Source organism: Bacillota bacterium, assembly GCA_023511455.1.
GTDB lineage: Bacteria > Armatimonadota > HRBIN16 > HRBIN16 > HRBIN16 > HRBIN16.
In genome coordinates, this window is the sequence record JAIMBJ010000069.1 from 1 (window position 1) to 3,070 (window position 3,070).

Annotated in this window: 6 protein-coding genes and 1 tRNA gene; all 7 read right to left on the minus strand. The window is 56.9% G+C overall.

What is annotated here, in order from left to right:
* Positions 1–475 precede the first annotated feature (475 nt).
* On the minus strand, positions 476–1,186 hold the full coding sequence (gene rplA, locus K6U75_17170; GenBank protein ID MCL6476764.1) for a 50S ribosomal protein L1: 711 nt from the start codon (positions 1,184–1,186) through the stop codon (positions 476–478).
* 126 nt (positions 1,187–1,312) lie between these two features.
* A complete protein-coding gene (gene rplK, locus K6U75_17175) occupies positions 1,313–1,741 on the minus strand; it encodes a 50S ribosomal protein L11 (GenBank protein ID MCL6476765.1) in 429 nt (142 codons plus the stop codon).
* A gap of 25 nt (positions 1,742–1,766) precedes the next feature.
* Positions 1,767–2,294 carry a transcription termination/antitermination protein NusG gene (nusG, locus tag K6U75_17180; GenBank protein MCL6476766.1) on the minus strand — a complete coding sequence of 176 codons (528 nt, stop codon included), beginning with the start codon at positions 2,292–2,294 and terminating at the stop codon, positions 1,767–1,769.
* Positions 2,295–2,303: 9 nt separating this feature from the next.
* Positions 2,304–2,582, minus strand: coding sequence for a preprotein translocase subunit SecE (gene secE / locus K6U75_17185; GenBank protein MCL6476767.1), 279 nt, complete (start codon positions 2,580–2,582; stop codon positions 2,304–2,306).
* Between the two features lie 39 nt (positions 2,583–2,621).
* Positions 2,622–2,698 (minus strand) — tRNA-Trp (locus K6U75_17190).
* Positions 2,699–2,713: 15 nt separating this feature from the next.
* Positions 2,714–2,884: a 50S ribosomal protein L33 gene (gene rpmG / locus K6U75_17195; GenBank protein MCL6476768.1), complete on the minus strand. Its 171-nt coding sequence runs from the start codon at positions 2,882–2,884 to the stop codon at positions 2,714–2,716.
* 15 nt (positions 2,885–2,899) lie between these two features.
* Positions 2,900–3,070 (minus strand): elongation factor Tu (locus K6U75_17200; GenBank protein ID MCL6476769.1); only part of this gene is annotated, 171 nt, incomplete at its 5' end.

The following is a 3,070-nucleotide window of genomic DNA, read 5'->3' on the forward strand; positions in this document are numbered from 1 at the left end:
TGTGTATCATGTGAATGCCCTCCTTTCGGGTAATTTGGTACCGTGTTCACCTGTTGAGAATACGTATTCATTTTCAGCGTTATTATCTCTCGATGGAGTAGGGGAGTCAAGAGGGCAACAGGGGATTTCACTGGGGTTTGAATGCAGTGGAAATAGGGTGCCCGGCAGGGGCAGACCCGGGTGTCTGCCTTACAGGAATGCGGGGCTTACGAACCCTATACGAAGATTGTTGTGAGTGCTGAAAACAGGTTTTGTCCCTGCGTTGCCTGGGACCTCCAGTCGCCGGGGCATAGATGAGCAGGTTTTTGGGACACCCCAGAGTTTTTGGAAAACGGGAAACGGAAAAATGGGGCAGGGTATGGTTTTGACGACCGCGTCCTCTCTGACGGTAGCGCCCTGCATAAAAGCACGAAGACACGGGGCACGTGTTGCCAAAATCCCCCGTGTCCTCCTGTTCTGCGCGAGATGGTCTCTCTTATGCGGCGGTTTCTGCCAGCTTTTGTGCTTCCTGAGTATCCACGCGGATACCGGGTCCCATTGTAGACGAGACGGTGATGCCGCGCAGGTAGCGTCCCTTAGCGGCGGCTGGCTTCGCTTTCAGCAGGGCATTGATGGCAACATTGAAGTTCTCCACCAGCTGGTCTACCTCAAACGATGCTTTGCCGATGGGCATGTGCACGATGCCCGCTTTCTCCACGCGGAACGCCACTCGCTTGCTTTGCTTCAGGTCGCGTACCACACGGTCGATATCGTTGGTCACCGTACCCGACTTGGCGTTCGGCATACGAGGGCCCAGCAAGCGTCCCAGTCGGCTGACCTGGGGCACCATATCCGGGGTAGCCACCAGCACATCAAAGTCGCGCCAGCCCTGCTGAATCTGCTGGATGAGGTCTTCTGCACCCACCACATCTGCGCCGGCGTTCAATGCCTCTTCCGCTTTGTCACCTTTGGCAAACACGGCAACTTTTACCTTCTTACCGGTGCCGTGGGGCAGGGTGGTGGTACCGCGCACCATCTGGTCGCCGTGACGGGGGTCAACGCCCAGATTCACGGCGATATCGATGGTCTCATCGAAGCCGGCATTCGCCAGCGACTTCGCCAGCTCCAGCGCTTCGCGCACACCGTAAAGACGGTTGCGGTCTACTTTCTGCTTGGCTTCCAGATAGCGTTTGCCGTGTTGTGGCATGGTTTTGTTCCTCCTGTGGTGTGTTCTTCGGGTTTACCCCTCCCACAAGGGGCATTTCCGTATCGGACGAAACCCCTCTCTGTGTAGAGAGGGGATGGATCGCACGCCAGTTTTTCTGCTGCCGTACTACGAAGACACTATCTCGATGCCCATCGAGCGGGCAGTTCCCGCCACGATCCTCATCGCTGCCTCTTCGTCGTTGGCGTTGAGGTCGGGCATCTTGGTACGGGCAATCTCACGCAGTTGCTCCATCGTGATTTTGCCCACTTTCTGTCGGCTCGGTGTGGAAGAACCTTTCTCGATGCCCGCCGCCTTGCGTAGCAGCTCCGAAGCTGGTGGCGTCTTCGTAACGAAGGTGAACGAGCGGTCCTCGTAGATGGTGATCTCCACCGGAATGATAGACCCCACCTGCGAGGCGGTACGCTCGTTGTATTGCTTGATGAACTCCATCATGTTGATGCCGTAGGGTCCCAGCGAGGAGCCTACCGGCGGGGCAGGGGTTGCTTTCCCTGCCGGTATCTGCAACTTAACCACAGCCATAATCTTTTTCGCCAACGTGAACCCTCCGTTTTAGCGCGTCCTAAGTGATTTTCTCTATCTGCTCGAAATCGAACTCCACCGGCGTGTCCCGTCCGAACAGCGAAATGAGGACCCGCACTTTCTCTTTATCCGGTAGCACCTCCTGAATGGTGCCATGAAAATCGGTAAAAGGACCCGACACCACGCGCACCTGTTCCCCGGGCTGCCACGCCACGCGCGGCTTCTTCTGCGTGCCTTCGACCGTTTCAAGGATAGCCTCTACCTCTTTCTCCTGGAGAGGCACAGGCTTATCGCCCGAGGTGACGAAGCCGGTCACTCCTGCCGTGCTCTTCACCAGGTACCAGGTCTGCTCGTCCAGTATCATCTCGATGAGAATGTAACCCGGGAAGATTTTCCGGCTGACGGTGACCTTCTTGCCCTGGCGGGTGCGCATCTCCTGTTCGGTGGGCACGAGAATGCGAAAAATGCGGTCGCGCAGTCCCATCGCTTCTGCACGCCGCTCGATGGCGGTCTTGACCTTGTTTTCATGACCGGCGTAGGTATGGACGGCATACCATTGTTTTTGCATTGCCCACCCTCAGAACAGCTTGAGCGCGCGCGTTACCCACGACAGCAGGGCGTCCAGTGCCCCGATATACACGCTCATCAGCGCAATGAAGCCCAGCACAATCATCGTAGAACGGACAACCTGCTCGCGCGTGGGCCACTCACAACGTTTCAGCTCTATCCAAACGTCGTTCAGAAAGCGGCGAATACGCTCGATACTGGGTGTTTTGCGAATCGGAGGCTTACCCGCTCCCGAACTGGCGGGCTTTGCCCGTTCCGCTTCCTTCGTTTTTGTTTTCGCTATACCCATCGCGGTGTTCTCTCTCAATGTGCCGAATTGACATACAAATGGCAGGGGTGGAGGGACTCGAACCCCCGACCGCCGGTTTTGGAGACCGGTGCTCTACCATGCTGAGCTACACCCCTGCACGGACAAACCGCTTACTTGACCTCGCGGTGCACCATGTGTTGACGACAGCGTGGACAGTACTTGCGCAACTCCAGCCTGTCCGGGTCGTTAATCCGGTTCTTGGTGGTGGTATAGTTGCGCGAGCGACACTCGGTGCAAGCCAGCGTAATGATTATCCGGTTTTCCTTGTTCTTGCTTGCCATCGCTGTTTCCTGCTCTTACTCGATAATCTTGGTGACCACACCTGCGCCTACCGTGTGACCACCTTCACGCACCGCAAAGCGCAAGCCCTCCTCCATCGCTATCGGCGCGATTAACTCTACCTCTATCCGCACGTTGTCCCCAGGCATCACCATCTCCACGCCCTCCGGCAACTTCATTGTGCCCGT

What these genes read in the sequence shown, in the direction of transcription:
- rplA (MCL6476764.1), bottom strand. Translation starts at nt 1,186, where the DNA reads ATGCCACAACACGGCAAACGCTATCTGGAAGCCAAGCAGAAAGTAGAC.
- rpmG (MCL6476768.1), bottom strand. Translation starts at nt 2,884, where the DNA reads ATGGCAAGCAAGAACAAGGAAAACCGGATAATCATTACGCTGGCTTGC.
- secE (MCL6476767.1), bottom strand. Translation starts at nt 2,582, where the DNA reads ATGGGTATAGCGAAAACAAAAACGAAGGAAGCGGAACGGGCAAAGCCC.
- nusG (MCL6476766.1), bottom strand. Translation starts at nt 2,294, where the DNA reads ATGCAAAAACAATGGTATGCCGTCCATACCTACGCCGGTCATGAAAAC.